This is a genomic window from Megasphaera sp. DJF_B143 (assembly GCF_900320625.1).
GTDB classification, from domain to species: Bacteria; Bacillota; Negativicutes; order Veillonellales; family Megasphaeraceae; genus Megasphaera; species Megasphaera hexanoica.
The window spans coordinates 1-5023 of sequence record NZ_ONTA01000289.1 but is presented as its reverse complement, the minus strand read 5'-3'; the positions used below and the strand labels follow the sequence as shown (position 1 = coordinate 5023).

Sequence of the window (5023 nt, the reverse complement as noted above, 5' to 3'; positions counted from 1 at the left end):
TGTCCGGCGATTGGATTTCTCCCCGGATTTTCGATACATTCTGGTATGATAAACCGATTTTCATCTATTGGATGCTCAGCCTGTCTTATACGCTGCTGGGATTCAGCGATTTTGCTTCCCGCCTGCCGGGAGCCGTGTTCGGCATGGGATCGGTCGTCCTGTTTTCCTGGTATCTGCTGCACCGTGGCACCCGGCGGGAACTGGCTGTCCTGGGAGCCGCCGTCATGGCCACCAGTCTGGAGGTCTGGGCCGTATCCCATTCTATCATTACTGATCAGATTCTCTTCTTCTTTACAGAAGCCACCCTGTTTTTTGCCTATATCGGCCTGACAGAAAATCGGAGCCCCTACATGACGGCCGCCTATGCCATGGCCGCCCTGGCCGTTCTTACCAAAGGCCCGGTCGGCATCGTCCTGCCCGGTGCCTTTTTACTGGTCTTTGCCACCCTGCGCCGTGATGCATCACTGCTGCGCCGGATTTTCCAGCCTCAGGGAATTGCCTTGTTTCTCCTACTCTGTCTGCCCTGGTACGGAATCATGTATCAGCTCCACGGAAACGATTTTATCGACGGATTCCTGGGACTGCACAATGTAGCCAGAGCCACCGCATCGGAACACCCGGAAGTCAACGTCTGGTATTATTATCTGGTGCTCGTCCCCGTCAGTCTGCTTCCCTGGACCGGGCCCGCACTTTACGGAGCATGGCATCGCCGTCATGATGGCGCCGAATATCAGTTCATGATGATCTGGGCACTGGGAACGATATTGTTCTATACTCTCGTTGCAACGAAATATCCTACCTACGCCTATATTGCCAATATTCCGCTTCTCCTGTTTGCCGTATTAGGTATCGGAGATTTATATGAAAAAAACAGGGCCCGGTTCTGGACGATTCTTACCGGGCCTGCCATCATCTGGTGGCTGCTCTTCGCCGCTGCTCCCTTATTATTCAAAAAGGCGGCCTTCGTTCCCGGAAGCTGGACCGGATTGTACATATTCATCTCCCTTTCCATCGTCCTGCTCCTGGCTGCCCAGAAGACTCATGCCTTCCCGGCACTGCCTGTCATGACTTCCATCGGCACGGCTGTCATCTATATTCTGGTCCTCTATCAGGGCCTGGTACCGTTCTATGATTATCGGTCGGCATCGGCATTTCTCCATCAGGAAGAAGCCTTACAGGGGCAGCTCTACTTCTTTGAAGAGTACCGCACATCCTTTGCCTATTACACGGGCCGTACCGCTTTGTATACAGAGCCGGCCGGATACGATGAAAATGCCCGGCTGCACCGTTCTTCTGTCTGGGCTGGCAAACACCCCTTCCCGGAAGAAGACAGCCCGCGTCTCATGGCGCGCCTTTCGGCAGGGGAAAGGGTAACCATCCTCGTGCCACGGGGCCGTTATAGCGATTATGTCCAGTCAGAATTTTATCCCCTTACCAGAGAAGCCGGAAAGATAGGCGCTTGTTACCTGTTTTACACAAAGGAGGCTTTGCCATGACCATAGAAGATTTCATTCACTCTCTCCAGACGTATACCAGCCCGGCTGTATGCAACCCCTGGCGGGACTATGACCGTACGTGCGATTTGGGACCACAGGCACCGGAAATCCGCCGTCACCAGCTGCAGGAGTATCTGGCCCAGCGTATCGGGCAGGCCCGATAACTCTTTGTCGCCGAAGCCGAGGGATATCAGGGATGCCGGTTTACGGGCATTGCCATCACATGCGAACGGATGCTCCTCGACGCCCACAAACAAGTGACCAGTGCCATGGTCCTGGGCCATGCAGGACAGCGCACGAGCCGTCCCGACTCTCCGTATATGACCAGCCGCCCCCAGAGAGATCACGGCATGAATGAACCGACAGATACGTACGTATGGGGTGCCATCCTGGACAACGGTCTCAATCCGCGGGACGTCCTGCTCTGGAATATTTTTCCCTTTCATCCCCACAAGGATTCGCCCTTTTCCAACCGCACACCGACGGATGAAGAATTATCGGCAGGCCTCGCGTACACCCGCCAGCTCCTCGCGCTCTGTCAACAGCCCCTGCGTATCGGTGCCATCGGCCGCAAGGCAGCAGAGACACTGCAAAGCGCCGGCATTGATGCCATTGCTACTCGTCATCCGGCCAACGGCGGAGCCGGCCTGTTCCGGAAACAATTTGCCGAGCTGATTAAAACTGTATAAAACGAATTCTATTGCCTATCCTGATAAGACCGTATTGCCATGAACCCAAGGCTCATGGTGTGCGGTCTTTTTTTGCATATTCTATACAGGTACAGAAATCACCGGCATCATCGACGCTCTCATTTTATGATTATTTATCATAGTTAAAATGATTTTATTTTATCGCAAATTCAATAAAAGGTAAACTATTTTAGCTGTATGTCTTTATTTTTATCAATGTATACAATATTATTTTTGAATTTTTTATTGACACAACGACATTTCACCTTTATAATAAATTCCAATCTGTACAACGTTTATTGTATGCGTTATAAAAATACATCTGCGTTGTACCGGGGGGATATGAAGAGGGGGAATCGATATGTATAAAAAATTACGTGATCTGCCGGCACCGCAGGGGCTGTACGATCCGGCATTCGAACACGATGCATGTGGCATTGGCTTCGTCGTCAATATGAAGGGGAAAAAATCTTATGATATCATCGACCAGGCTCTAACCATCCTGGAAAATCTGAAGCACCGCGGCGCTGAAGGCGCCGATGCCCAGAGCGGTGACGGTGCAGGAATCCTCGTACAGATACCGCATCAGTTCTTCTGCCGGGAATGTGAAGTCCTGGGCTTTACCCTGCCGCCAGAAGGAGAATATGGTGTCGGTATGATTTTTGCCCATCGCTACGAAACATTCCGCAAGAAGCAGATGGAAGAATTTGAAAAGATTGTCAAAGAAGAAGGCCTGTCCATCCTCGGCTGGCGTGACGTACCAGTCGATGAAAGCCTCATCGGGAGCATCGCCAAGACAATCCGTCCTCATTTTCTGCAGGTCTTTATCCGCAAAGATCCCGCTATGACCAACCCGATGGATTTTGAACGCAAGTTATATGTCATCCGCAAGATGGCGGAAAAGAAGATCATCCCGGCCAGTCAGGAAAAGGGCTCCGATTTCTACATTGCCAGTCTGTCTTCGCGGACCATTGTCTATAAAGGCATGCTGACTTCTATCCAGCTGCGCCATTTTTATCTGGACCTGTCCGACCTGGATTTTACGACCTCCATGGCACTCGTCCACTCCCGGTTCAGCACCAATACATTCCCCAGCTGGGCCCGGGCCCATCCGAACCGTTATATCGTCCACAACGGAGAAATCAACACCATCCAGGGGAATGTAAACTGGCTCAATGCCCGGGAAAGCAAATCCAAATCCAGTGATTTTCCAGATCTGGAAAAGGTCTTTCCCGTCGTCGATGACAGCGGCAGTGATTCGGCTATGTTCGACAACTGCCTGGAATATCTGTATATGACAGGACACTCCCTTCCCCATGCCATGATGATGATGATTCCCGAACCATGGGAAAAAGACCCGCTCATGAGCAAGGAAAAACGGGATTTCTACCGCTATCATAACTTCATGATTGAACCGTGGGACGGCCCTGCCGCTATCGGATTCTGTGACGGCATCGTCATCGGCGGCATGCTCGACCGCAACGGCCTGCGTCCTGCCCGCTATTATGTCACCCGCGACGACCGGGTCATCGCCAGTTCGGAAGTAGGGGCACTCTCCATTCCGCCGGAAGATGTTCTTTATAAAGGCCGTCTTCAGCCAGGGAAAATGCTCCTCGTCGATACGCAGCAGCAGCGCATCATCGACGATGAAGAAATCAAGCAGCAGATTGCTACGGAATTTCCCTATGGGGAATGGTATAAAAAGCACGTCATCGATCTGGACGATCTCATGTCCCGCCAGAATCTCATCGGCAGTGACAAGACGATACCATACGATTTGAAAGAACAGGAAATGGTCTTTGGCTATACGCAGGAAGACATGGATAAAATCATCCTGCCAATGGCCCGCGATGGCAAGCAGCCCATTGACTCGATGGGGATGGACGTATCCCTGCCCGTTCTGTCGGACCGTCCCCAGCTGCTGTATGATTATTTCCAGGAAAACTTCGCCCAGGTCACCAATCCGCCCATCGACGGCGTACGGGAAAACATCGTCATGAGTTCACTCGTCATGGCAGGGAACGTCGCCAATATCATGGATCCCGATGACGAAAACACGGCCGCTCTCTACCTGAAACGACCTATTCTCACCAATGAAGAAATGGCGGTCATCAAATCACTCATGACAGATAAGCTCCACACATCGGTCATTTCTATGCTGTATCCCGTAGGCGGCGGCCCCGACGCTATGGAAACGGCTATCGAATCACTCTGTATCGACGCGCTGAAAGCTATCCGCAACGGTGCCAATATCCTGATTCTGTCCGACCGGGGCATCAATTCCCGCATGGCTGCCATCCCGGCCCTGCTGGCTACGGCTGCACTCCATCATTTCCTCATCCGCAAGACCGTCCGTTCCGATGTCGGTCTCATCCTGGAATCAGGGGAACCACGGGAAATTCATCATTTCTGCACTCTCGTCGGCTATGGCATCACCGCCGTCAATCCGTATGTAGCACTGGAATCCATCAAAGAACTGGCTGCAAAGAAGAAACTGGGGAAAATCTCCTGCGAGGAAGCTCGGGAAAACTATATCCAGGCCTCGGTCAACGGCATGCTGGCCGTCATGTCCAAAATGGGCATTTCCACCATACACAGCTACCACGGCGCCCAGATTTTTGAAGCCGTCGGTATCAGCCGCGATCTGATCCAGAAGTATTTTGTCAATACGCCCAGCCCCATTGGCGGCATCGGCCTGAAAGAAATAGCCAAAGAAAACGCCCTGCGTCATGAAGCTGCTTTTTCTGGCGGTGATACCCTGCCAAAGGGAGATATCTATCAGTACCGCAAAGGCGGACAGGCTCATATCATCGATCCCCAGGCAGTCCAGCTTCTGCA

The 5023-nt window shown here is 52.1% G+C and carries 4 protein-coding genes; all 4 read left to right on the top strand.

Annotated features, from left to right (window positions below; genetic code table 11):
* On the top strand, positions 1–1496 hold a 1496-nt coding region (locus DBO31_RS08405), incomplete at its 5' end, for a glycosyltransferase family 39 protein (RefSeq protein ID WP_150824922.1).
* Positions 1493–1660, top strand: a complete 168-nt coding sequence (locus DBO31_RS09520; protein ID WP_369907373.1) for a hypothetical protein — start codon at positions 1493–1495, stop codon at positions 1658–1660. The genes DBO31_RS08405 and DBO31_RS09520, both read left to right, overlap by 4 nt.
* Positions 1661–1729: 69 nt before the next feature.
* Entirely contained in the window at positions 1730–2185 is a 456-nt protein-coding gene (locus DBO31_RS08400; protein WP_369907372.1) for a uracil-DNA glycosylase, read from the top strand.
* A 361-nt stretch (positions 2186–2546) separates the two neighbouring features.
* Positions 2547–5023, top strand: a 2477-nt coding sequence (locus DBO31_RS08395) for a glutamate synthase central domain-containing protein (protein ID WP_304466352.1), incomplete at its 3' end; no start/stop codon positions are given.

Coding starts and splice junctions, on each gene's coding strand:
- DBO31_RS08400 (WP_369907372.1), top strand. CDS start 1,730: ATGCTCCTCGACGCCCACAAACAAGTGACCAGTGCCATGGTCCTGGGC.
- DBO31_RS09520 (WP_369907373.1), top strand. CDS start 1,493: ATGACCATAGAAGATTTCATTCACTCTCTCCAGACGTATACCAGCCCG.